The organism is Enterococcus sp. MSG3290, assembly GCF_050555565.1.
In the GTDB taxonomy this organism is placed as follows: domain Bacteria; phylum Bacillota; class Bacilli; order Lactobacillales; family Enterococcaceae; genus Enterococcus_B; species Enterococcus_B faecium.
Window position 1 is genome coordinate 2,563,279 of sequence record NZ_CP187862.1, and the last position, 22,204, is coordinate 2,585,482.

Consider the following 22,204-nt stretch of genomic DNA (forward strand, 5'->3'; position numbering starts at 1 on the left):
ATTTGGCCCTTTCTTAAATAAAGTTTAATGGTTCGTTGTCAATTGCCACAAAAAGACCTTGTCGCTGTTCTTTCTGGCTTCCATTCAAAATTTCATCCAAAACATGAGGAAGATTCGGTTCATGTTTATATTTGATGATTAGTTGATAATAATATCGGTTTTTCACTCTCAAAATCATGCTGGGCGTTGGCCCTAATAGCAAGCTTTGAGGGCTTAACACTTCTTTTAGCTGATTGGCAATCTGAAAGATTTTCTTTGCCGCTACTTGTTCTTCAGGATGGCTGGCGGTTATTTTCACAGTAAAGTAATAAGGAGGATAGCCTCCACGATGCCGTACATGCATTTCCTGCTGATAAAACTGCTCATAATTTTGTTTTTTAGCCAATTCTATGGCGTAATGTTGAGGATTGAATGTTTGGATCACGACTTCGCCTGCTTTTTCCGCTCGCCCTGCTCGTCCTGAAACTTGGGTAAGCAATTGGAATGTATGCTCACTAGAACGAAAATCCGGTAAATTCAGGGAGGTATCAGCATTCAACACCCCAACTAATGTCACTTCTGGAAAGTCCAAACCTTTAGCAATCATTTGTGTCCCTAATAATATATCTGCTTCTTTTGCACCGAATTTTTGTAAAATCTGTTCGTGTGCCCCTTTTCTTCGAGTGGTATCTACATCCATACGCAAAATCCTAGCTTGCGGATAAAGTTCTCGGAGTTCCTCTTCTACTTTTTGAGTACCTGTTCCATAGTAGCGGATTTTATTGCCGCCACAATTAGGACAGCGATTGGGAATAGGTTCTTCATGTCCGCAATAATGGCAGCGCATTGAACGTGTATCCATATGCAGTGTAAGAGAGATATCGCAATTAGGACATGGAAGAACAAATCCACAGTCCCTACACATCACAAAAGACGAATATCCTCGACGATTGAGCAGTAGGACAGTTTGTTCTTTTTTGTCTAATCGATTTTGTATTTTTTCCTGCAAATTAGCAGAAAAAGTAGAGGTCCGATGATTCTGAAACTCTTCACGCATATCTACGATCTCAATAGCTGGAAGCTGTGCAGCTGCTTTGGCTCGGTGGTTTAACTGCAATAACTGATAAACGCCTTTTTGAGCTCGTGCTCTTGATTCTAAAGAGGGCGTCGCGCTTCCTAGAACTATTGGGCAATGATGATATTTACTGCGCCAAATTGCTAGATCTCTCGCATGATAACGCGGTGTCTCATCTTGTTTGTAACTTGATTCATGTTCTTCATCGATAATGATCAGCCCGATATTTTTCAGCGGGGCAAAAATAGCAGATCGTGCGCCTACTACTACTTGCGCTTCTTCCCGCTCAATCTTGCGCCATTCATCATATTTTTCACCTTGGGAAAGTCCGCTATGTAAGACCGCAACTGATTCTCCGAAGCGTCCTTTGAATCGCTCGACCATTTGCGGAGTCAATGCGATTTCAGGCACTAACATGATCGCCGTTTTATTTTCTGACAAAACATCAGCGATTGCCTGAAGATATACTTCTGTTTTCCCGCTACCAGTGATTCCCTCCAGCAAAAAGACCTGATCTTTTTGCTGCTGACCTGCTGTGATGATTTGTTCGACAGCATTTTTTTGTTCTGCATTCAGTTCCAATGCCGTCGTTTGGTCAAATACTCGGTCTTTATAAGGGTCGCGATAACGTTCTGATTCTATAAACTCCAGCCAGCCCTTTTCTTTTCCTTGATTCAAGACAGCAGTACTGATTCCTTTATTTTTGAAATAAGCAATTGGTTCTTCTTGGCTTAGTTCAGATAAACACAAAAGAAGTTCTTTTTGTTTCTTGGCATTTTGCCGTAATTTTGCCCATTCTTCTTCGATTTGCTTTTCAGTTAACAAAGAACGGACCAAACGAATCGTTTTTACTTTATTTCGTGTATGGACTTCATATTTGATATCTACTAATTGCTCTTGGCGCCAGCGAATCAATTGAGAAAGGCTGCCTTCTTCTTCTGCTTCCTTCCAGGAAATCACTTCCCGCTGATCAAACAATACCTGAACTTCTGGTGTGTCTGCCAAAGGATAGATCAATTTATCATATTCTGCTTTCATCACACTCGGAAGCATCGTTTGTAGACAAGTGATTTTGAATGCGTAAGTAATTTTTTTCATATAATCAGCTAATGAAAGCAATTCTTCATTGACCACCGGAGCAAGGTCTAGCAAACGAATAACTGCCTTCAAAGATGGATTAGCTGATTCTTCTGATTTTTGGATAGCCATAACAAATCCTTGGACATGACGATTGCCATTACCAAAAGGGACTTCTACTCGCATCCCGACTTGCAAAGCTGTTTCCATTTCAGAGGGAACCAAATAAGTGAATGGCTGATCGGTCTGCATAGTAGGTACGTCCACAATGACTTCAGCTGTTAATGTCATGGTTCGTTTCCTCCTTTTTTTGTCTTTTCTTATCAAGCGACAAAAAGTTCCTTGCCTATTTTACTAGAGATCGATGGATTTGTCTTATTTTCTGCCAAATCCTAACAAAAAATTAACAGCAGATAAGAAAAAAAAGAACTGTGTCAAAAAGTTCAGACACAGCCTTTTCTACCAGACAATAAGTGGCGAATGTTTGAAAAGGAAACAGCTGGGTTTGCTTTTCTTTTTAGATGTTCGCTCTATTTTTCTTTATTACATTTTTTGCTCTTCACGGATACGTGATTCCAATTCGTGTTGTTCACGCTCTTTTTGTGCTTGACGTTCCTCTTCTTCCATCTTCAAACGTTCACGTTTTAATTCAGGATGTGGATCATTGACTACATTTCCTGCATCGATTTCTTCTAAAGCTTGACCGACGCTTTTTACTGAATCAAAAGAATCTAGAGTAGGCTGTGCACTTGCATCCAATTCATGCGCGCGTTTACTTGCTAAAATCACTAGAGAATATTTTGAATTTACACGATCTAATAGTGAGTCAATTGAAGGTTTTAACATCATAAGACTACATCTCCTTTAACATTTTAATATATTTACCGATTACGCGATCTACTCGAAAATGTTCACTGGCAATAATGTTTTTGATTCGTTCAACTGCTAGCGGCACTTCATCATTTACAACAGCATAGTCGTAAAGAGCCATCATTTCGATTTCTTCTTTTGCAACTTTCATTCGTTCTTCGATTACTTCATCTGCATCTGTTCCTCGGCCTACGATCCGTGATTTTAATTCCGCTAAATCTGGCGGAGTCAAAAAGATGAATACACCATCGGGCACTTTTTCTTTGACTTGTTTTGCTCCTTGGACTTCAATCTCCAAGAAAACATCTTTTCCTTCATCCAATGTCTTGTTGACATATGACAAAGGAGTTCCATAATAATTCCCGACATATTCTGCGTATTCCAGCATCTCTCCAGCTTCGATCATTGATTCAAACTCTTCTTTGCTTCGGAAGAAATAATCAACGCCTTCGACCTCCCCTTCACGCATTTTACGGGTAGTCATTGAGATCGAATACTGAAAATCATTATCCTCACTCTCAAAAATTGCTTTTCGTACTGTGCCTTTTCCTACACCGGATGGACCAGACAACACGATTAATAATCCACGCTCTGACATGACGACGTCCTTTCAACTAGTCTTTTTGTACTTATCGTTTATTTTGCACTTTTTTTCTGCAACTTTCAAGGTTATCTTTAATTATAGCTAGAAATTGGTAAAAAAGCTACCCTGTACCAAGAGGTCGTAAAAAAGCTGTTCTGCATCAAGTAATAAGAATAGCCGAACATAAACAGCTTCTCATGTTTTTCGTTTGGTTGGGGTTATTATCGCAGATGCAAGCTTTTGAACGCCGTGTATAAGAGGTCGTGAAGAAGCCGATTAGTTTCGAGTATGAAGAAAAATTTTGTGAAAATAGTTTCTCACATTTTTGCATAAATTTGGCTTAATACCGAGAAAATGGTTTTTGAACATCACTTATTCAAAATAAAAAAAGATTGTGACACGAATTTTGTCACAACCTTTAAATGTATTCCTAGAGCAAAGAAGCTAAGCGAAGAAATCCAATTCTGATTATTTATTGTATTTCTTTGTTCAGCATCCTTGCTAAAAGCCCATATTGGACAAAGTATTCACTACACCCATGATCTCATCTTTTCGAGAACGTGCTTTTTCTGTCGGATCTTCTACCTCTTCTGTGTCGATTCGAACAATAAATTTCCGATTCATCGTCACGTAAGCACCGTCGTTGATCAAAATAAACAGTTCGTTCTCATTATAGTCTGCACAGGCATCTTTCCATACGTCAAAGCCGTTTTTTTCAGAAGGGATATCCCGTTTAACCACAGTTTTTCCACTTAATTCGTGGAACGTTACGTCATAGTATTTCATTATCTCTACCTCTTTCGTCATTCAATATTTTGTACTTGTTCTCTGATTTTTTCTAAGATCGTCTTAGACTGGACGACTTGATTTTTAATTTCGATTGCATTTGATTTGGAACCGATCGTGTTGATTTCCCGATTCATTTCTTGGATCAGGAAATCTAATTCCCGACCTACAGGACATTGTGCTTCGATAAGTTCATCTAGTTTTTGTACATGGATCGCCAGACGATCCAGTTCCTCGTGAATATCTCCGCGTTCCAACAAGATGGCTAGCTCCGTCAACAACCGTTGCTCATCGACTTTCGCTCCAAGAAATTCCTCCAGCTTTTTTTGATACCTTATTTGAAATTCCTTTTCATAGATTTCTACAAAACTATCGAGTTTTTTTAGTACTTCTTTGAATTCTTCAGTATTCTTTTTCAACACTAAAGCTAAAGCTTGACCTTCTTTTTCTCGACTCACCTCAATAGAGTCAAGTGCGCTTTTCAATGTATCTAGAGCTAACTGTGCCAATTCTTCCATGCTCTCTTCCGGTTTTTCTTCTACCGTTACGAAGTTTTCGTCCAGCGCGAAGCGTTCCGCCATCCGACTAATTGACACTTGATTTTGACTACCGTATCGTTGTTGAATTCCGTCTGTCAATTGAGTGATAAGTGAATCAATCAATTCCCAGTTGATGACGATCTGTTTTTCGTTTTTGCCAATATAAGCTAGATTCACAAATACTTCGATTCGACCGCGGCTTAACTGCTGTTTAATAAGCTGACGAAAATCGTTTTCAATAAAGTTCAGGATTTTAGGACTTCGTATTTGAACATCTAGAAAACGCTGGTTGACACTTTTTATTTCAATATCTAACTGATACGCTTTTGTTTCGCGGATGGCTTTGCCAAAACCAGTCATACTTTTCATTCGACAGGGTCCTTCCTCATTACATATTTTCTATTGCTTTTTGCAGTTGTTCAAACTCTTCGTTCGTCAATGTCAGGCCTTTCCCCATTTTTTCATGGTCTGGCGCCCAATCTCGAAGATCGAATTTTGGCGGGCGACCATTCCAGCTGACTAGGTTCAGTTCTTTACGCCACCCCTTGTTGTTTTCTGACAATATAGCGATTTCTTCTACGATTTCATATGAAAATTCTTGTGCCATGGTTGTTCCTCCTTGAGATAATATAAATATAGGATCAGTAATGTGTCAACTGGTTGCTTAAGCAATTCATGCTGCAAACGATCCTTGCGTTTTCCTTGTAGCAGAAAATCAAAATAAACAGTTTTCGTGCGCTCATTTTGTATTTTTTGCTGGTATTTTCGATACCTTCGCCATTCTTCAGTACTTAATTGACCAATTTGTGCCAATAAATCATTCGGCATACTTTTTATATCTTGTTGGCAGATCATTTGAATCATCATGTCTACTTGATAGATTTCATTGGGCAATAAAAAATGTTTTTTTGCTAAAAGTTCTAGCATCGCCAATCCGCATGTCTCTGGTACGACCCTGTTCTTATATAAATTACGCAGTTTTTGCCAAAATTTTATGCTTTTGAAAAAAGATAATTCTAACTGAATTTCTTTTGTTAAGTAAGACAAAAATCCTCGCCAGTATGTTCTTGCAGGTTTAACAGAATGAAATGTATACCAGTTCCCATAGTAACAGCCTAATCGTTTTTTCATTTCCAGATAGCCTAATTGTAAATTTAATTGGTTCCTTTGGCCATCAAAAAGCAGAAAGCTGCCTAGTGTCCACAATGTTTGACATTTCCAATGGATAAAAATGTCTGGCATACGAATTTTTTTCGCTGGGCCTGGCCCTTGCACATCTACGACAAATGCCTCTGTTGCTCCTTTGTTAATCGCAATATCAATAGGTATTTTGTTGCGATACCCACCGTCTGCATATTTATTTTTTCCGATCTTTCGATAAGCCATAGCGGGATAAAATGAAGCAGAGGCGAGTATCCAATCTGGTATTTCTTCTGTTTTTGTCTGTTGGATATCAGTCACTACTTCCGCTAGTTCTGGCAGTTTAGTAGACACCGTATATAAACGTATTTTGGGATTATGTTTGAGTAAGGACAAATCTAAATTGTCTTTGACCATCTTTTCCAATGGAGCAGAAGAAACCCCGCCTTCAATTAGTGCTGTTTTCGTCATTTGGCGTCTTTCTCGATAGAAGCGTTCACGAAGGTCTTCAACCGCAGCCATTTCTGGTAACGCAAGCACTTGTCTTGTCGACAGCTTTTTCCATAAATTCACAGCTTTTTTCATATCTCCTTGTAAAATCAATGCGCCGTTCAACGCACCTACCGATGTACCTGTGATAATCTCAAAGTTGATATCATGTTCCTTCAGCGCCTGCCACACACCAATCTGATAAGCACCGTGCGCTCCTCCTCCACCTAAAACAAGTGCTGTATGATAGACCAGCTTTTTATTTAATTGTGTGGTTCCTTGATAGCCGTTTTTATGAAAAATACGCAACCATTCTTCTGATAGAGGAAATTGAAATAAAAAACAACAGTTTTCTTTAATAAAAAAACGAGCGCAAGCTTCCATATACCGAAAAAAATTTTTCCATTCAAAAGTTTCACCTTCAATCAACAGATTATTAAAAATAACATTTCCTCTACTTTTAGCAATAGTAAAATAGACGGTATATTTTTTCGATACTGCTTTAAAAGCACATTGCTTTTTTGCAGAACGCCAAAAAGCGTCTCTACTTTCTTGATGACTTTGAAAAAATGGAAGGGGTTGTTTTGCTTGCTGGATAGGCGAATACAGCGACATTTTCTGTGAAAAGTAAACTTTTTTTATCTCCATCGCTCTCTCCTTTTTCTTCAAGTATACCAGTACGTCATAAAAAGGTCATGAGTCTCGTATTCGACTTTGTAGATTCCATAAGAGAACAATTCATAAAACCTCCTTTAAATAAAAAATACAAAAATCACAAAAATTAATTGAAAATGAGAGTGTTTTCAATGAAAACGTGATTTTGTAATGGAATTTTAAAATAAAAGAAACAAGCTTTTTTAATGCAAATGTTGTAAAATAAAAGAGATTAAGAGGAAATAAGAGGAGGAACATGATGACTGAGTCAGTTTATGTACATATTGATACCACAAGTAATGCTGTTTTAACAAAAGGGCTGACTGCTACTGACTTTGCAAACAGTATCGTGCATTTTCCTCAAAACTTGCTCTTGCTTGATCCATCTGCTTCTGCTGGAGAATATGAATCCCATACAGGGCTGAAAGTAATCCGTGGTACAGAAAATATTCAGCGTTTCTTTTCCTCTTCTCGTAACAGGCGTGGATTCGATGAATTGAAGTGGATCGACTTTACTGATTTAACGATGCTGAAAGAATTGACACCTTTAGAAATTTCAGAATTATTATATTTTGGTCATATGAAAACACATCTTCATTCGCCGTTTTTTTATAAACTACAGAATAATTTTGTATACTTCGATCTTAATGATCAGCTGAATCGGATTTATTATCGCTATTTAGATGAATTTTATAGGATTTTTGCTAGTAAATTAAGTTCGATCTTGTCAGATAAGATCAATGTAAAAAAATCTTTTTTCAAAAAAGAAACACCTGTTGAAAAAATCAGTGTGGAATTATTGAAAGAAATGCGTAATTTGATGCAGGAAGGGATCATTTTTTCTTTTGATCAAGTTGGTTTGATCGATGGTGAATATCGTATCCCAATCTATGTGATTGAAGATTATATTTGGAAATTAAAAGGCACCCGGTATCGAGAAGAGGAAATCATCGCTACTTTAATCTACTCTGTCACCGATCGACACTGGCAATTGGTGGAAGATGCCGATCTTTCTTATCTGCCATTGAAGTAGATCTATTTCTTATCAAAAAATAAAAAGGAAACAAGAAACTAGGACATGATTCTATCTCAAGTTTCTTGCTTCTTTTTTATTTACAGCTCCTGTCGTTTATCTGGCACAAAAATCGAAGGAATCGTTTGTTGGATCCCTAATAAAACGATGATCGTTACAATAGCTGTACTCAACCCGCTGGCACCATTCATTACGAAAGAAAAGAGCCAAGGATTCATCCCCCATAGTGCATACGCTCCCCAGAAAACCACTCCTGCAATAAAATGCCAAAAATATCTGGAAAGTGCGCCAATCAATGCACCAAACACGATTCTTTTTCTAATTTGTTTCGTATTATCGTCTACATAGCCTTTTTGGACATTTGAAGCCATGAGCCCTGCTGCGCCTGCAAAAGTATAGGCAATCGGGTACTCAATCAACACTTGAACGACACTTAAATAATAAACTTGTCCCAACGGAAAATGTAGGATGCCCCAAATGAAACCTGCCAGCATCCCTGCCTTTGTCCCTCTTCTTAACGCAAAAAGAGTCAATGGAATCTGCCCTAATGAAATAGAAAAACTGCTGCCGATCTGGATCGGAATCAACGACAACACCATCGCTAACGCTGCAACAATCGTTCCTTCTACCCAAACTCTATTTTTTCCCATAAAAAAACTTCCTCCTTTGAATAAAAAAGTCACAAAGGAGGAAGCAGCTTTCGAAAATAGTCAAACAGCTGTTTATTCACAATTCCTACGCTCGCATAACCGATACAGGTACGAAGGGTTTAGAAATAGATTCAATCTCAGCCCAATTGGACTCCCCTTTGTGAGTTTATTTATTATTTATTTTTTGTTTCAAACAATGGACTAACTGGTTTGTTTTCATGGATACGTTTGATTGCATCTCCCATTAGTCCGCCAACACTTACTTCATCGATTTTGTCGATTTTACGATCTTCTGGAAGATAGATCGAGTCTGTAACAACTAGACGCTCGATAGCTGAATCTTCTATTCTTTGTAAAGCAGGGCCGGATAATACTGGATGTGTACATGAAGCATACACACTAGTTGCACCAGCTTCTTTCAAAGCATTGGCAGCCAATGTGATCGTACCTGCTGTATCGATCATATCATCGATCAGTACACAAGTTTTGCCTTTGACTTGTCCAATGATATTCATTACTTCTGCAACATTTGCTTTTGGACGGCGTTTGTCTATGATCGCAATCGGAGATTTCAAAAATTCCGCTAATTTACGTGCCCGTGTGACACCACCATGGTCTGGTGAAACAACGACAACATCATCGCCTTTGATTCCTTTTTCTAAGAAATAATTGGCAATAAGTGGCGCACCCATCAAATGATCAACTGGAATATCAAAGAAACCTTGGATTTGGACTGCATGAAGGTCCAAAGTCAGCATTCTTGTTGCACCAGCTTTTTGAATCATGTTTGCTACTAATTTCGCTGTGATTGGTTCCCGTGCACGTGCTTTACGGTCTTGACGCGCATAGCCATAATAAGGCATGACTACGTTGATTGTTTTTGCACTTGCTCGTTTCAGTGCGTCAATCATGATCAGCAACTCCATCAAGTTATCATTGACTGGGCTGCTCGTTGATTGAATAACATAGACATGCGATCCACGAATACTTTCTTCAATATTTACTTGAATTTCTCCATCACTAAATTGAGTAACAGATGATTTTCCTAACTCGACGCCGACTGCTGCTGCAATTTTCTCTGCTAATGGGCGATTGGAATTTAACGCAAAAATTTTTAATCTTGGGTCAAAGTAATGTTTTGACATGGGGACCTCCACTTTCTTTTTCACAACTCTAGAATTCTACCTAATAAATAGTAGTCATATTTTTTAAATAAATCAAGTGATTTTGCAAAAGTCTTAGTTTAGATAAGGGAGTTTTTTTGCATATCCTTCTTTATTGACTTGTCTTGCTCTCGCAATTGCCAGCGCATATTCTGGAATATTGTCTGTAATTGTTGACCCGGCAGCAATCGAACTGTTTTTAGCTACCTCGACAGGTCCGATGATATTCGTGCTAGAACCAATAAAGCTGTGGTCGCCGACAGTCGTATGATGTTTGTTCTTTCCATCATAGTTGACGAAGACAACACCACATCCGACATTGATTTCTTCTCCCAGCGTAGCATCACCAACATAAGTCAAGTGACCGACTTTAGTTCCTTTGCCGATTTGAGCATTTTTCACTTCCACAAAGTTTCCGATATGGACGTTTTCGCCAATTTCAGCTTTTGGTCGTAAATGTGCATAAGGTCCCACATCTGCATGTTTCTTGACATGGCTGCTTTCAATGACTGAGTTTTCAATGACGACGTGATCCTCAATCCTACTGTCTACGATTTTTGAATGTGCCCCGATGACACAATCAGAACCGATGACTGTATTTCCTTGGATTTGTACACCTGCTTCGATCAATGTGTCTGGACCGATTTCTACGCCTGCATCGATGTATGTCGTTGCTGAATCGACAAAGCTTACGCCATTGACCATATGCATCTGGTTAATTCGCTTTCTCATGATCTCATTTGCTTTAGCTAACGCGATCCGATCATTGACTCCCATTGATTCTTCAAAATCATCCGTTTGATAAGCAGCAACTGTATGGCCTTCTTCTTTTAAGATTTCGATGATATCTGTTAGATAGTATTCACCTTGAGCATTGTTTGTTCCAACTTTGCTTAACGCATCGAACAAAGCTTCGTTGTCAAAACAGTAAGTTCCTGTATTGATTTCTTGTACAAGAGCTTCTTCTGGTGTTGCATCTTTTTGTTCCACGATTTTTTCTACGATCCCAATATGGTCACGGATGATTCGTCCATATCCTGTTGGGTTTTCTGCTTGTGCCGTCAAGATCGTTGCACTTGCATTTTTTCCTTGGTGATATTCAAAAAGATTGTTCAGCGTTTCAGTAGTCAATAATGGTGTATCGCCACTGATAACTAACGTTGTTCCTTTTTTTCCTTCCAAGAAAGAAGCAGCTTGCAAAACAGCATGTCCTGTTCCCAATTGTTCTGCTTGTAACGCATATTTACTGCGTTCTCCTAGTTGTGCTTTAACTTGTTCTGCTCCGTGTCCAACGATCGTAATCACTTCATCTGGTTTCGTTTCACTGACCCGATTAATGATATGTTCTACCATAGGTTTACCAGAAACGGGATGTAAAACTTTATATAATTTTGACTTCATGCGGGTACCTTTCCCTGCCGCCAAAATAATTGCATAACGTGCGTCCAACTGCGTCACTCCTAAATATAGTTTGCTGATTTCAGTTTATCCCAGTATACCCATTTTTTCAACAAAACAAGTGATTTTCTTTTATCCCAGCGTTTTCTGGATAAAAAAATAGATAGACCATAACGGGCCTATCGATTTGGTAACCGGTGCTCTCCTGCCAACTCCTCGGTCACAAGTCACACTACTCATAAAACATGAAAAGCTGTTTTTTGAAATCGTTTCTTGTGACTTAGAGTTAAACGGTAGGCTTACAACCTCTTCATTAAACGGTTTTCAATCAGCTGACCTTCGGTATTAGCTCAATAAACGGCAAAATATGAGGAGCAATTTTTCCGTTTATTGAGCTAATACTCAGGACAGGACGCTGATTTCACAACCTCTAGATAAACGGTGTTCAAAAGCCAGTTTCTCGGTATTAAGCCAAATTTATGAAAAAATGTGGAAAGCCATTTTCACAAAATTTTTCTTACTACTCGAAACTAAGCGGCTTTTTCACAACCTCTTATTCTGAAAAATAATTTCCCGGCACAACCGTAATATTTTTCGTTTGAGTATCTACATCTTTGACATAAAGCAGTGACGTATAATCATCGATGGCGCGATGACCGTTGAATTTTGATTCGGCAAATACAGTGATGCCAACAAGTTCTGATTCGAATTCTTCAATCAAGCTCTTCATTCCGTTGACTGTTCCGCCGCCTTTCATGAAATCATCCACTACAAGGACACGTGAACCACGTTTCAAACTTCTCTTAGACAGTTCCATCTTTTCAATTCTTTCAGAAGATCCAGACACATAGTTGACACTTACTGTTGATCCTTCTGTTATTTTTGAGTCCCGGCGTACAATAACGAATGGCGCATTCAGATAATAGGACACAGCTTGGGCAATAGGTACGCCTTTTGTGGCTACAGTCATTACAGCATCGATTTTTTCACCAAGGTATTTAGAAGCAATGATTCTTCCAACTTGACGCAGCAGTTCAGGTTCTCCTAACAAATCAGAGAGATAAACATATCCTCCTGGAAGCAGACGGTCTTGTTCTGATAGACGTTCTGCTAGAGATTCAATATATTTTTTCGCCTCTTCATATGAAATTTCAGGGATGAACAATACACCACCTGCAGCACCTGGGATTGTTTCCAAGGTTCCATACCCTCGTTCTTTAAATGTTTTCTTGATGATTCCCAAATCTTCACTGATAGAAGATTTAGCAGATTCATAGCGTTCGGCAAAGCTTGTTAAGGAAATCAATTCATGCGGGTGATTCAATAAATACTGTGTCATGTCAACTAGACGTTCACTGCGACGTACTTTCACCTATTCCAACTCCTTTTAAGAAATTTTATCGTTTTACATTATATAAGTTTTTCTTCAAAAATTCGAGCATTTTATGAAAAAATAAGAAAATAGTTCGGTATTTATTAAAATAAAAAGAAGCCTATAAAAAATTTTTCGTTTTTATAAGGCTTCTTTTCTTTATAATTTAGTTATTTTTTCTTCTGAAGGCAACCAATATTCGTTTGATGATATTTACAATCAGGAACAAAGCAATAAAGACTAATGTGATTGTTGCTCCTGGAGGTGTATCTAGATAAAACGAGCTAGTTAGTCCTGACAGCATCCCTAGAAATCCTACACAAACACTGATAGCAATCACGACATTGAAGCTTTTGCCTAATCGCATACCGATTGCTGCGGGAAGAACCATGATTGCGGATATCAAAAGTGCACCGGCAATCGGGATCATCACAGCAATAGCCACACCAGTAATCACATTGAACATCATCGACATCAAATGAACGGGTAGCCCATCCACGTGGGCGGTATCTTCATCAAAAGTCAGAACATACATCGGCCGTTTGAATAAAAAGAACAATATACCGATGGCAACGAATAAGATTCCTAAAAAGATGACTTGCTCCCATGTAATGGTCACGATCGAACCAAACAGATAGGATTGGATACTTGTTGCTGAATTCCCTCCGCTCAAATTCATCAATACTAACGCTAACGCCAAACCACCAGCCATTAAAATGGCAATGGAGATTTCTGAATAGGTTCGGTAGATCGTTCGCAGATACTCCAATATCACAGCTGCTAATACAACGACTAGCATGGTCGTAAGTGTAGGATTAAGGTTCAAAAAGAATCCTAACGCTACCCCTGCTAAAGAGACATGAGAAAGCGTATCAGCCATCAGCGATTGTCTTCTGATCACTAAAAACACACCTAGCATCGGGGCGATTCCGGCAATGAAGATAGCGGCAAGAAACGCTCTTCTCATGAATTCATATGAAAGCAACGCCATTGAGAATCCTCCTTTCTCACCAGTCGGATCTGTCTGTCCGCATACTGTTTGATATCTTCATGATCATGGGTGATCATTAGAACTGATTTCCCATGGACATGCGCACTATGCCGGAGAAGACGATAAAATTCATTTCTGGATTCTTCATCCATACCTGTTGTTGGTTCATCAAGAACAAATAAGTCAGGGTCAGTAGCAAAAATACGCGCTAAACTGATTCGCTGCTTTTGTCCGCCAGACAATTCACCTATTCGCCGATTTCGCATATCCCACATCCCTACAGCTTCTAAAGCACGCTGTACATGTTGATGATCTTTTTCAGAGAGACGCTTGAACCAGCGGCCTCTTGGATATCTTCCTGAACGGACTAATTCGATCACCGTACTAGGAAAACCTGCATTGAAAGATGCAACTTGTTGAGGAATATAACCGATACTTAATTTTTTTCCTTCTTGATTTTTCTCAGCAATCTTTATCATTCCTTTTGAAGGTTTCAGTAATCCTAACGATGCTTTCACCAAGGTTGACTTGGCTGCTCCATTTTCTCCAGTTAAAATGACAAATTCACCCGCATCTACATGATAAGAGACATCTTCTAGTACAGGTTCATCATCATAGTAAAAGGTCAAATCAGATATTTCGATATAACGCACCTTACAACCTCCATTCTAAAACTTAATTGATACTTTCTTTTAAAGCTTCCAGATTTTTTTCCATGACAGAAATATAATTTTCGCCTGCTTTGATTTGTTCATTAGTCAAGCTTTCTAAAGGATTCAACACTTCTAGCTTCACTCCTGTTTCATTCGACAATGTCTCAGCTACCTTCGAAGAGGCATTTTCTTCAAAATAAATCACTTTGATGTTGTTTTTCTTCACAAATTCTTTTAGTTCAGCTAAGCGGCTTGGTGTGGGTTCCTGATCTGGTGAAACGCCCGAAATCGCTACTTGTTTTAAGTCGTATTGATTCGCTAAATAAGCAAAAGCAGCATGCTGAGTGACAAATGTGCGGTTTGTTGCATCTTTTAGCTCATCGGAGTATTTTTGATCCAATGCTTCAAGCTTTTTGATATAAGCATCGGCATTCTTCGTAAAAGTTTCCTTTTTATCTGGATATTTTTCGCCTAATTCTTCAGCAATCGTTCTGACTTCTTTTATAGCTAATACCGGATCGAGCCAAACATGTGGATCGTATTCATGTGAATGATCATGCCCTTCTTCTGATTCTTCATGTTCGTCTGCTTCTTGCGATTCTAAACGGTCGATTCCTTTAGCTGCTTCGATCATCAAGGTCTGTTTGCTATCCACTGAATCCTTTAACGAATCCACAAAAAATTCCATGTCTGAACTATTATACACGAAAACATCTGCATCGGAAATTTCTGCTCTTTCTTTTGCACTTGGTTCGAAATCATGCGGCTCCGTTCCAGCAGGGATCAAAAGTTTCACGTTTCCTTCATCCCCTACGATCTCTTTTGTAAAATCATACATCGGATAAAAAGTCGTAACGATCGTCAAATCCTCTTTTTTGTCTGCTTCCTTGTTCGTATTTCCACATGCTGCAAACAGTAAAGCACCTATCATTACCGTAGCTGTCAAAAGATATTTTTTCATTTATATGCTCCTTTCAATGAACAAATCGGAATTTTACGATTTATTAACGTGAACTAATGTATCAAAATAAAAAAACACAGTCAATAGAAATCCATCAATTTCTGATTTAAGCATGTATATTCTTGATTAAATCGTAAAATGGATGAGTTGCTGCTCATATCTAGCCATTTCACTACAATAAAAAACTGAAGAATACCATTTTAGGATTCCTCAGTTTTTCATCACCTATTTTACTTCTTATATTTTATTGCAGGGTTCGTACTAAATAAACTTCCTCACAAAAACCTTTTAACCCATTATATACTCTCTGCGCTCTTGAATAATGTTGACACAAGGCAAAAACGGTTGGTCCGCTTCCACTCATCAATGCAGCATCTGCTCCGTACTTGATCATACGCTCTTTGATTTGATGGATGACTGGATGCCGCTTTCCCGTTATATCTTCTAAACTGTTTCCCATTTTTTTGATCATCTGCTGATAATCTTGCTCTCGGATGGCTTCAGCAAGTCCGTGGATGTCTTGATGTTGGATGGCTTGCGTATCTACTTCTCTAAACACTGTACGTGTAGAGACACTCATTCTTGGTTTGACCAACACAACCCAGCACTGTGGCATAGAAGGTAATACTTGGATTTCTTCCCCTTTGCCACCGACAAATGCCGTACTTCCGTAGACACAGTAAGGAACATCTGTACCGACTTCCAAACCGATTTCTGCCAGTTCTTCTAACGAACAGCCCAGATTCCATAATTGGTTGATCCCTCTTAGAGCAGCTGCACAGTCTGTACTTCCTCCGCCTAATCCAGCTGCTACTGGAATATTCTTCTTAACAAAGATCTTGACACCGGTTTTGATATTGTATTTATTTTTTAGCAATAAAGCAGCTTGATAAACATTGTTCCGTTCATCTACCGGTAAAAATGCTTTATTTGTTTCTACAATGATTTTGTCTTCTGTTATTTCTTCAAAAAATAGATGATCTGCCAAGTCTACGCTCGACATCACCATTTCCAACTCATGATACCCATCTTGCCGTCTATATAATACATCCAGTCCTAAATTTATCTTGGCTGGCGCTTTTTCAATCAATTCCATCCTCTCACCCATTCGAAAAGTCTAAGTCGCAAGTATTCTATCATAGGGAAAAATAAAAGTATAGCTTATGTCTGCCTAGTGGTTGATTTTGTCATCGTTTCAACAGCTTTCACAGAATTTTCTCTTCATAATCCAAACAAGTTCTAGTGATTCTTATAATTCTGTGAGTACTTCTTCTGCCAAACTCGGAACATTTCCTTTTTCTTTTCCTATCAGACTGAGTAGCTGCATGGTAGCAAATCCGAAATTACTTCCTTTCCTATAAGCAAAGTAACGTCCTTCCCAATGATCGACATATTTTAATTTCTTTTCATAAGCAGACTGGAAGGAATAGAAAAAATTACCATAATTATATACGATATGCATGACTTTTTCTTGAAAGAAAGAAAAATCTGTTTCTCCAACATTAGCTAATGGAGCTAAGCCTAGATTGGCTTCCGAGTAGCCCATTTTCTCGTATACAATAAACAGATTGGCTAACAGATAGTCAGCTAATTCCTCAGATTCTTTAGGTAAGACCCGCAACAAATCATATCCCGCCTGCTTCTTCGTCATCGGCTGAGCGGTGATGAAGCCAACGACTTTTTGATCTTTACGGACAATACCGACACCGCTAGATAATACATATGATTTATCAAATCGTCCCACAGAGAAGTATTTTTCTCGTGCACCTTGAAGCCATTTTTGTGAAACTTCATTTACAGCTTGATGTAATTCTTCCGGCAGTTGATCGTACCAAGTAAAATGGTATCCTTCTTTCATCAATCGTTGATATTCAAGTTGCTGACTCAGCCGAGACAAGTCTTCTGTTGCTAGATCAACAATCCCTGCTTCACCTACTTTCGTGAAGTGAAAACCCAATTCATGAAGCATCACTACGTAGCTTTCTGATATCTTATAAAACGCAAGCTGATAGCCTAAACAATCTGCTTGTTTCATAAACTGATTCGTTGCTGCCCGCATCATTTTAGGATTGCCAACTGGATCTCCTAAAACAAAGCATTTGTTTCCTTTGATCTGATAACCAAAAACGACTTGATCTTGGTCGTCTTCTTGGTAATAAAAATAACTGTAACCTGACAAGCGAAGCTGATGGCTTGTAGCTGTGCCTCCGTATGTTTCCAATAAACGGTCAAAACGGTCTTTTTCGTACTCACTGCCAAGCTTCGTAGTATCTTCAGCTAAATATTGATAAAGCGCCACTAAAGCTAGCAATGAGATGCCCAAACCAATAAGCCCTGAGAACCACACATCATCTGAAGGAAACAAAATAAAATGATTTCCTGTTATTCGACCGACTAAAAAGCGTCCGCTGTGATAGCCTGCAATTGCGTAAACGATAAACAAAAAGCCGAACAAGCTAGCATCAAAGATTATAGCTCCCCAAGAATAAACGAATTTTGTTCGATAAAATTCTTTTCTGGATAACCACACAGCTAACAGAATCAAGACATATACCAATATCAACTGCCAAGATAACGTACGTGTGATTGTATTTAAAATACCAAAAGATAGTAAAGCAATCGTAGGCAGAAATGCCTTTTTGACTTTTACTGAAAGTGCTCTAGCAAGGCCGAGTAATAAAAAGCCAACCAATAGATTCACTGTCTGATCTAAAAAATTGAATGAGAACGGCAATAATACTTGAAATAGCCGACTGATTGCAGACAGATTAGTGATTGTTGATAGAAGTACCATCATGATCCCCGCAAAATAGACAGCACTTACGAGCACGATATGCGCAACCTTTTGGAAAAACAGTCGCGGAATGTTATCTAAAAATCGATTGATTTTGACTCCTGTATGTGTGATGAACAATAGAAGTCCCGTCATAAAAGGTAGAACATAATAAAACAACCGATAATATAATAGCCAAACTACTGCTACATCTTGCCGAACAGACAATTGACTCATTCCTAAGATCATCAAAACGTCAAAAGTCCCCATTCCACCTGGGACCATCGTCAGCATTCCTATCAATGTAGCAATCATGAACATAGGATAGATCGAAAGCATCGAAATATCTATTCTCATCAACTTGCCGATGATCAAAAATACCGCAAGGGCTCCCGTCCATTGTCCAAAGGATGCCAGTAGCAGACCAAGCAAGCCTTTTGGATAAAACTCGAAGAACAATGTCTTTCTCTTTAGATAAGCAAAAAAGAAAATGACTGGTGCTAAAAAACTACCGCCGAAAAGCCAGATCCAATAGCTTCGAAAAATACTTTCTGACTGAATAAAAAAGACATCAATAAATGTAAGAAACGACCATACAGACAAACCAGTCAGCATAAATAGTGCGACTTTTGATACAGTGGCTAAAACCATTTTTCTATTTGTCTGCTTTCCATAAAAACTAGCCCGCAGACTTGCTCCTACCACACCACCAAAACCGGCGAGATTGTTGATCGTGTTTGTTACCCACGCAGCAAGAAGAAACTCTTTTCTTTCCATTTTTGGTTTTCCTTGTTTTTCTAAGACTCTGATCGTCACCCAATCATACAACAACATCGGAGTGACACCCAGCAGTCCAGCCAGAATCATGAGCAGGATCGTCATGCGGCTTTGTTGTCCCATCCTTTGCCAAATATCTTGCCAACTCATGCCATTAGCAATATTTGCGACTTGATTTGCCACAAAGACTAACACGGAGCCGAAAAAAATCAGTTTTAAAATCAGACTATGTTCCTTTATCCATTGCAGCATCAAGTATCGTTTATTTTTCACATTTTCCCATTCCTAACTTGTATACTTTTGTGTCATACCCCAATGTTATCTTATTTATTTTAATTTTTCCACTTTAGACCTGTTCTTTGCTTGCGATGATAGAAAAAGAAAGATATCCTAATGCTAAAGGAGAGGATAACATGAAAGTAGGATTTATCGGCACAGGGAATATGGCACAAGCTATTATTGATGGTTTATTAAAAAAAGGAACAGTCTCGAAAGAAGAGGTGTTCGTTTCCAGTGGACATTTTGAAAATGCACAAAAATTTGCTGCTGAAACTGGCGTCCATGCATGCAAAAGTAATCAGGAAGTTGCATCACAATCAGATATCGTTCTTTTAGCCGTGAAACCAAAAATCATTGAAAAAGTATTGGAAGAACTAAGAGAATATAGCCAGAAAGTCTTATTCATTTCTATTGCTTCAGGAAAATCATTAACAGATTTAGAAACAGCGCTTGAAGATCCTCAGGCCTCCATCGTACGTGTGATGCCGAATGTCAATGTCAGCGTAGGAGCAGGCGTTTCTGCGATTTGCAAAAATGAAGCTGCCACGGAGGAACAGCTTCAGCAAGCTACGATGATTTTTGAAGCAATCGGCAGCGTCTATCCTTTAGCAGAATCAGATTTCAGTACATTCATTGGCCTTGCTGGCAGCTCACCCGCATTCGTTTACATGCTGATCGATGCGATGGGACGGACTGGTGTACTGAATGGTTTGTCCAAACAGACAGCCACTGAGATTGCTGCAAAAGCAATTATGGGTTCTTGTCAAAAATTCCTTTCAAGTGATAAAAATCCATGGGAACTTGTAGACCAAGTTTCTTCTCCTGGCGGTACAACTGTTGCAGGTGTAGTTGCCTTAGAAGAAGCAGGATTCATCCCAGCAATCATCAAAGGAATCAATACGACGATCGAGAAAGATCTTGAGATGTTGAATAAAAAATAATGATAGCAATGTTTTTTCGTGCCTTACAAAAAAAGAAGAGCTGTGGCTTTTGCCGCGGCTCTTCTTTTGTATTTTTTATTATTTAGCATAATCAGTTGCACGAGTTTCCCGAATAACGATTACTTTGATGTGTCCAGGATAATCCAGTTCTTCTTCGATTCGTTTACGAATATCACGTACTAAACGAACAGCGTCTAAATCCGAGATTTCTTCTGGCTTGACCATTACCCGAACTTCGCGTCCAGCTTGAACTGCGTAACTTGATTCTACACCGGCGAAGCTGTTCGAAATATTTTCCAGACTTCTTAAACGACGGATGTAGTTTTCTAATGATTCACTTCGCGCACCAGGTCTTGCTGCTGAGAGCGCATCTGCTGCAGCTACAAGGACAGAGATAACAGAAGTAGCTTCCACATCTCCATGATGAGAAGCGATCGCGTTGATTACTACTGGGTTTTCTTTGTACTTGGCAGCTAATTCCGCACCGATCTCAACGTGAGATCCTTCAATCTCATGGTCAAGTGCTTTCCCAATATCATGGAGCAACCCGGCACGTTTTGCTAATTGGATATCTTCGCCAAGCTCTGCTGCTAAGATACCAGCTAATTTTGCAACCTCGACCGAATGCTTCAAGACGTTTTGTCCATAACTAGTTCTGAATCGCAGACGTCCGATGATCTTGATTAGATCTGGATGAAGTGTATGAGCACCGACTTCAAACGCTGCCTCTTCCCCGTATTCGCGAATACGTTCATCCATTTCTTTACGAGATTTCTCGACCATTTCTTCGATACGCGCTGGATGGATTCGTCCATCTTGTATCAGTTTTTCCAAGGTCATCCGTGCGATTTCTCTTCGGATTGGATCGAATCCGGAAAGAACAACTGCTTCCGGTGTATCATCGATGATTAAATCGATACCAGTCAGCGTCTCAAGCGTTCGAATATTACGACCTTCTCGTCCAATGATACGACCTTTCATTTCATCATTCGGAAGGGTAACGACTGAAACAGTCGTTTCTGAAACTTGATCTGCTGCGCAGCGTTGAATCGCTAATGATAATAAGTTTTTCGCTTTGCGATCTGCTTCTTCTTTGGCACGCTGTTCAGATTCTTTTACCATTAGAGTTAACTCATGATTCAGCTCTTCTTCAGTCGATTTCATGATGACATCTCGTGCGTCCTCTTTTGATAAACCAGCAATTTTTTCTAGTTCTTTTTGTTGATCTTCAATCATTTTTTCAACGTCTTTTTCTCGCTCTTCAATTAATTGCTGTTTTGAACTAAGTGCTTCTTCTTTACTTTCAAGTGAGTTCTCGCGTTTTTCTAACGAGTCATCTTTACGATTCAGCGTTTGTTCGCGTTGAATCAAACGATTCTCTTGAGATTTTAATTCTAACTTACTTTCTCTCAGCTCACTTTCAACTTCAGAACGGTATTTCTGATTTTCTTCCTTAGCTTCTAACAATGCTTCTTTTTTTAGAGTTTCTGCTTCTTTTTTTGCACTATCGATGATTCCAGCAGCTGATGATTGTGCACCAGCTATTTCTTTCTCGTGACGTGACTTTGCGACCATAAACCCTAAACCAAGACCGACAATTAAACCGATGATAGCGAGGAGAATGTTGAATACCATAAAATCCACCTCCATACTATCTTTTTCATTTTTATCATCTATACAGCTTCTATGATAAATTATTCTAAACTTGTCAATATGCATCTTCGCATATATGTGTACAAAAAACATGCACAACTTTATTCTAATGTTTGTACCCCGTAGTGTCAACTTTAAATAAACAAAGAAACGGCTTTCTACTTATTCATTAAACGATGGTTTTTAAAATAAATGACACTAGTTTCATATAGGTAAACCTTTAAATTGAGAAACTTTTCTATTAAATTATTCTTTGTAGATGAACAGATATTTTTATTTTATGTACCCACTCGTATAATTAAATAACTCACGATTTCTTTATTCAATAAAAAAACGGCAGGTCAAGGAGAGTACCTACTCTTCAGACC

19 protein-coding genes and 1 riboswitch are annotated in these 22,204 nt (G+C 38.8%); of the genes, 2 read left to right on the forward strand and 17 right to left on the reverse strand.

Annotated features, from left to right (window positions below; translation table 11 throughout):
- Window positions 1–13 precede the first annotated feature (13 nt).
- From priA to IGL31_RS12450, 7 genes are all read right to left on the reverse strand, one after another.
- Window positions 14–2,422, reverse strand: a complete 2,409-nt coding sequence (gene priA / locus IGL31_RS12420) for a primosomal protein N' (protein ID WP_002287367.1) — start codon at window positions 2,420–2,422, stop codon at window positions 14–16.
- Between the two features lie 252 nt (window positions 2,423–2,674).
- Complete coding sequence (gene rpoZ, locus IGL31_RS12425) at window positions 2,675–2,980, reverse strand: DNA-directed RNA polymerase subunit omega (protein WP_002287365.1); 306 nt, start codon at window positions 2,978–2,980, stop codon at window positions 2,675–2,677.
- Window positions 2,981–2,984: 4 nt separating this feature from the next.
- Window positions 2,985–3,599: a guanylate kinase gene (gmk, locus tag IGL31_RS12430; RefSeq protein ID WP_002287358.1), complete on the reverse strand. Its 615-nt coding sequence runs from the start codon at window positions 3,597–3,599 to the stop codon at window positions 2,985–2,987.
- 486 nt (window positions 3,600–4,085) lie between these two features.
- Window positions 4,086–4,370 carry a hypothetical protein gene (locus IGL31_RS12435; RefSeq protein WP_002287356.1) on the reverse strand — a complete coding sequence of 95 codons (285 nt, stop codon included), beginning with the start codon at window positions 4,368–4,370 and terminating at the stop codon, window positions 4,086–4,088.
- A 17-nt stretch (window positions 4,371–4,387) separates the two neighbouring features.
- Window positions 4,388–5,278 carry a YicC/YloC family endoribonuclease gene (locus IGL31_RS12440; RefSeq protein ID WP_002301205.1) on the reverse strand — a complete coding sequence of 297 codons (891 nt, stop codon included), beginning with the start codon at window positions 5,276–5,278 and terminating at the stop codon, window positions 4,388–4,390.
- A gap of 19 nt (window positions 5,279–5,297) precedes the next feature.
- Complete coding sequence (locus tag IGL31_RS12445; protein ID WP_002287352.1) at window positions 5,298–5,516, reverse strand: YdbC family protein; 219 nt, start codon at window positions 5,514–5,516, stop codon at window positions 5,298–5,300.
- A complete protein-coding gene (locus tag IGL31_RS12450; protein ID WP_086299984.1) occupies window positions 5,486–7,186 on the reverse strand; it encodes a patatin-like phospholipase family protein in 1,701 nt (566 codons plus the stop codon). The genes IGL31_RS12445 and IGL31_RS12450 overlap by 31 nt, the downstream gene beginning before the upstream one ends.
- A 265-nt stretch (window positions 7,187–7,451) precedes the next feature.
- Here IGL31_RS12450 and IGL31_RS12455 point away from each other — a divergent pair, with 265 nt between their 5' ends.
- Window positions 7,452–8,225 carry a hypothetical protein gene (locus IGL31_RS12455; protein WP_002298196.1) on the forward strand — a complete coding sequence of 258 codons (774 nt, stop codon included), beginning with the start codon at window positions 7,452–7,454 and terminating at the stop codon, window positions 8,223–8,225.
- 80 nt (window positions 8,226–8,305) lie between these two features.
- Here the strand turns inward: IGL31_RS12455 and thiT are convergent, their stop codons facing one another.
- The 9 genes from thiT to mprF all read right to left on the reverse strand — a co-directional run bounded on the left by thiT (window position 8,306) and on the right by mprF (window position 19,236).
- Entirely contained in the window at window positions 8,306–8,875 is a 570-nt protein-coding gene (gene thiT, locus IGL31_RS12460) for an energy-coupled thiamine transporter ThiT (RefSeq protein ID WP_086299983.1), read from the reverse strand.
- Between the two features lie 65 nt (window positions 8,876–8,940).
- Window positions 8,941–9,043: riboswitch (TPP riboswitch) on the reverse strand.
- Window positions 9,044–9,048: 5 nt separating this feature from the next.
- The gene (locus IGL31_RS12465; RefSeq protein ID WP_002287347.1) at window positions 9,049–10,020 is read right to left on the reverse strand and encodes a ribose-phosphate diphosphokinase; all 972 of its coding nucleotides are present in this window, start codon (window positions 10,018–10,020) and stop codon (window positions 9,049–9,051) included.
- A 93-nt stretch (window positions 10,021–10,113) separates the two neighbouring features.
- Window positions 10,114–11,487, reverse strand: coding sequence for a bifunctional UDP-N-acetylglucosamine diphosphorylase/glucosamine-1-phosphate N-acetyltransferase GlmU (gene glmU, locus IGL31_RS12470; protein WP_086299982.1), 1,374 nt, complete (start codon window positions 11,485–11,487; stop codon window positions 10,114–10,116).
- Between the two features lie 502 nt (window positions 11,488–11,989).
- Window positions 11,990–12,808 (reverse strand): pur operon repressor, encoded by an 819-nt coding sequence (gene purR, locus IGL31_RS12475; protein ID WP_002287345.1) that lies wholly within the window; start codon window positions 12,806–12,808, stop codon window positions 11,990–11,992.
- A 166-nt stretch (window positions 12,809–12,974) separates the two neighbouring features.
- Window positions 12,975–13,799 carry a metal ABC transporter permease gene (locus IGL31_RS12480; protein ID WP_002287344.1) on the reverse strand — a complete coding sequence of 275 codons (825 nt, stop codon included), beginning with the start codon at window positions 13,797–13,799 and terminating at the stop codon, window positions 12,975–12,977.
- Complete coding sequence (locus tag IGL31_RS12485; RefSeq protein ID WP_002287343.1) at window positions 13,772–14,452, reverse strand: metal ABC transporter ATP-binding protein; 681 nt, start codon at window positions 14,450–14,452, stop codon at window positions 13,772–13,774. The genes IGL31_RS12480 and IGL31_RS12485 overlap by 28 nt, the downstream gene beginning before the upstream one ends.
- 22 nt (window positions 14,453–14,474) lie before the next feature.
- Window positions 14,475–15,413 (reverse strand): metal ABC transporter substrate-binding protein, encoded by a 939-nt coding sequence (locus IGL31_RS12490; RefSeq protein ID WP_010727405.1) that lies wholly within the window; start codon window positions 15,411–15,413, stop codon window positions 14,475–14,477.
- A 244-nt stretch (window positions 15,414–15,657) separates the two neighbouring features.
- The gene (gene ispE, locus IGL31_RS12495) at window positions 15,658–16,509 is read right to left on the reverse strand and encodes a 4-(cytidine 5'-diphospho)-2-C-methyl-D-erythritol kinase (protein WP_002296028.1); all 852 of its coding nucleotides are present in this window, start codon (window positions 16,507–16,509) and stop codon (window positions 15,658–15,660) included.
- A 153-nt stretch (window positions 16,510–16,662) separates the two neighbouring features.
- Complete coding sequence (gene mprF / locus IGL31_RS12500; protein WP_002287340.1) at window positions 16,663–19,236, reverse strand: bifunctional lysylphosphatidylglycerol flippase/synthetase MprF; 2,574 nt, start codon at window positions 19,234–19,236, stop codon at window positions 16,663–16,665.
- Window positions 19,237–19,376: 140 nt separating this feature from the next.
- On the opposite strand from mprF, the gene proC reads away from it, so the two are divergent.
- Window positions 19,377–20,183 carry a pyrroline-5-carboxylate reductase gene (proC, locus tag IGL31_RS12505; protein ID WP_002296027.1) on the forward strand — a complete coding sequence of 269 codons (807 nt, stop codon included), beginning with the start codon at window positions 19,377–19,379 and terminating at the stop codon, window positions 20,181–20,183.
- A gap of 78 nt (window positions 20,184–20,261) precedes the next feature.
- Here the strand turns inward: proC and rny are convergent, their stop codons facing one another.
- Window positions 20,262–21,818, reverse strand: a complete 1,557-nt coding sequence (gene rny / locus IGL31_RS12510) for a ribonuclease Y (RefSeq protein ID WP_002287336.1) — start codon at window positions 21,816–21,818, stop codon at window positions 20,262–20,264.
- Window positions 21,819–22,204: the final 386 nt, after the last annotated feature.

What these genes read in the sequence shown, in the direction of transcription:
- IGL31_RS12455 (WP_002298196.1), top strand. Translation starts at nt 7,452, where the DNA reads ATGACTGAGTCAGTTTATGTACATATTGATACCACAAGTAATGCTGTT.
- IGL31_RS12450 (WP_086299984.1), bottom strand. Translation starts at nt 7,186, where the DNA reads ATGGAGATAAAAAAAGTTTACTTTTCACAGAAAATGTCGCTGTATTCG.
- IGL31_RS12435 (WP_002287356.1), bottom strand. Translation starts at nt 4,370, where the DNA reads ATGAAATACTATGACGTAACGTTCCACGAATTAAGTGGAAAAACTGTG.
- IGL31_RS12465 (WP_002287347.1), bottom strand. Translation starts at nt 10,020, where the DNA reads ATGTCAAAACATTACTTTGACCCAAGATTAAAAATTTTTGCGTTAAAT.
- IGL31_RS12445 (WP_002287352.1), bottom strand. Translation starts at nt 5,516, where the DNA reads ATGGCACAAGAATTTTCATATGAAATCGTAGAAGAAATCGCTATATTG.
- IGL31_RS12480 (WP_002287344.1), bottom strand. Translation starts at nt 13,799, where the DNA reads ATGGCGTTGCTTTCATATGAATTCATGAGAAGAGCGTTTCTTGCCGCT.
- IGL31_RS12440 (WP_002301205.1), bottom strand. Translation starts at nt 5,278, where the DNA reads ATGAAAAGTATGACTGGTTTTGGCAAAGCCATCCGCGAAACAAAAGCG.
- gmk (WP_002287358.1), bottom strand. Translation starts at nt 3,599, where the DNA reads ATGTCAGAGCGTGGATTATTAATCGTGTTGTCTGGTCCATCCGGTGTA.
- proC (WP_002296027.1), top strand. Translation starts at nt 19,377, where the DNA reads ATGAAAGTAGGATTTATCGGCACAGGGAATATGGCACAAGCTATTATT.
- ispE (WP_002296028.1), bottom strand. Translation starts at nt 16,509, where the DNA reads ATGGAATTGATTGAAAAAGCGCCAGCCAAGATAAATTTAGGACTGGAT.
- rpoZ (WP_002287365.1), bottom strand. Translation starts at nt 2,980, where the DNA reads ATGATGTTAAAACCTTCAATTGACTCACTATTAGATCGTGTAAATTCA.
- IGL31_RS12490 (WP_010727405.1), bottom strand. Translation starts at nt 15,413, where the DNA reads ATGAAAAAATATCTTTTGACAGCTACGGTAATGATAGGTGCTTTACTG.
- priA (WP_002287367.1), bottom strand. Translation starts at nt 2,422, where the DNA reads ATGACATTAACAGCTGAAGTCATTGTGGACGTACCTACTATGCAGACC.
- rny (WP_002287336.1), bottom strand. Translation starts at nt 21,818, where the DNA reads ATGGTATTCAACATTCTCCTCGCTATCATCGGTTTAATTGTCGGTCTT.
- thiT (WP_086299983.1), bottom strand. Translation starts at nt 8,875, where the DNA reads ATGGGAAAAAATAGAGTTTGGGTAGAAGGAACGATTGTTGCAGCGTTA.